The sequence below is a fragment of the Haloarcula sp. H-GB5 genome (assembly GCF_054850705.1).
Genome location: NZ_JBTWBG010000022.1, coordinates 1 through 1,837 on the forward strand (window position 1 = coordinate 1; position 1,837 = coordinate 1,837).

At 60.9% G+C, this 1,837-nt stretch carries 2 protein-coding genes; both read left to right on the top strand.

Annotated features, from left to right (window positions below):
• Positions 1–813, top strand: an 813-nt coding sequence (locus ACYJ11_RS21295; RefSeq protein WP_461649384.1) for a DUF955 domain-containing protein, incomplete at its 5' end; no start/stop codon positions are given.
• 75 nt (positions 814–888) lie between these two features.
• Positions 889–1,641: a hypothetical protein gene (locus tag ACYJ11_RS21300; RefSeq protein WP_461649385.1), complete on the top strand. Its 753-nt coding sequence runs from the start codon at positions 889–891 to the stop codon at positions 1,639–1,641.
• The last annotated feature ends 196 nt before the right edge of the window (positions 1,642–1,837 follow it).

Sequence of the window (1,837 nt, forward strand, 5' to 3'; positions counted from 1 at the left end):
ACCAGTGAGCAGTTCCAGCAGTGGCTCGATGTGCAGAGCAAGTTCCACGATTACTCGGCCCGGAACACGCTACTCATCAAGCTCCAGTGTCCCGAAGCAACCCAAGTCGCCGGCTACAATACGTGGCAAGACGAGTTCGACCGCTACGTCCAGCAAGGCGAGGACGCGATCTGGATCTGGGCTCCGATCATCACGAAGAAGTGCCCCGAATGCGGGAACTCGCCGTCGTATCACGAGAACACTGATTGCGAGTACGACGAGACAGAGCCCGAGCAGTGGCGGCGGGGACTGGTCGGGTTCCGGCCAACGTCGGTGTTCGATATCTCCCAGACTGAGGGCGAGCCGCTTCCCGAACTGGAGACAGAAGCTCACGGCGACCCGGATGGACTTGTCGAGGACCTGTTGGACGCGACCGACGAGATCGGTGTCGACGCAAGAATCGTCACTCCCGAAGAGTGGGAGCATGGGTCTGCACGGGGCGTTTGCGAGCGTCGGAACGTCATGACCACGAATCCGATGGTTGAAGCGGTCGACCGGGAGAATCGGGCCGCCCTCGCGAGTACACTCATCCACGAGTTCGCCCATGCAGAGCTTCACTTCAATGTCGAGGATGAGGCGGAGCGGTCGAAACGCGAGGTCGAAGCCGAGGCAGTCGCCTACGTGGTCAGTCGTCACTTCGGGCTGGACCCCGACAACTCGGCGTTCTACCTCGCAGCGTGGGACGGCGACGCACCAGAGACGTTGCGGGACCGACTGGACCGTATCTCGTCGACTGCGGCGGATCTGATCGACGCCGTCGAAGGTGCCAGCTGAGCAGTCGGTCGTGCTTTTCCAGACGTGCTTGAGAGGAGTGTTTTGTGACTCCCTTGGTGGGCGAGGGAGTCGAATATGCGTTCCACAGCAGCGTCAGGTGGCAGTCCTGTCGGACAGTTCTTGAGTGTCTTAGCAGAGTTGCGTGACCAGATCGGAGGGCCGTACTACCTCGGAGACGTGACCGGGCGATTGGACTGGCCCGACCGAGGAGTGTACTTCTTTTTCTCGCCAGCAAGCGACCTTCGGGCAACGACAGCGGTCGACTGGCGACTCTCCCGAATCGGCACCGTCGGCGTCAGTACCGGCTCGTCGAACACGCTCTGGAACCGGCTCCGGCAACATCGTGGGAACGTTCGCGGGAAGTACGCCGGCGGTGGCAACCATCGCGGGTCGATCTTCCGGCTACACGTCGGACGGGCGCTAATCGAGAAGCACGGCTGGCACGACGAGTATCCCCACTGGGGCGTACCGAATCCCGACGCCGAGACGACTGCTGTTCGCGAGCAGGAGCACGAACTCGAACAGCGCGTGTCGGAGTACATCCGGGATTTGCCGTTTCTGTGGGTTGACGTTCCGGGCAACCCCGGACCCGAGTGTGACAGAGCCGAGATTGAGTCACATACCATCGCAATGGTGTCGCATCATCGTCGGTCTGCAGGGCCATCGGACCTCGATTGGCTTGGATACCACTCGCCGAAGTCTGAGGTGTATCAGTCTGGACTGTGGAACGTGCGACACGTCTCCGACCCGTTCGACCCTTCGGTCGTGGACCAGTTATCAGAGTATATCCCGTCAACGGAAGCGCTGGACCATCAATCGCGGATCTGATGGCAGGTTCCGCAGCGAGAACTCAGTACGCTCGGTTGCGACCCCGTAGGCAACCCCAGTCAGTGGCGCAACCACGGGAACCCACGCAAACGGAGTTATAAACAGTTCCGTCGAGATGGACTCCCAGAGGGCAGCGTACATCAAAACAAAGCAGCCGGATGCAGCAGCTGTTGACAGTCGCCATCGGACTCCCGCC

What these genes read in the sequence shown, in the direction of transcription:
- ACYJ11_RS21300 (WP_461649385.1), top strand. Translation starts at nt 889, where the DNA reads ATGCGTTCCACAGCAGCGTCAGGTGGCAGTCCTGTCGGACAGTTCTTG.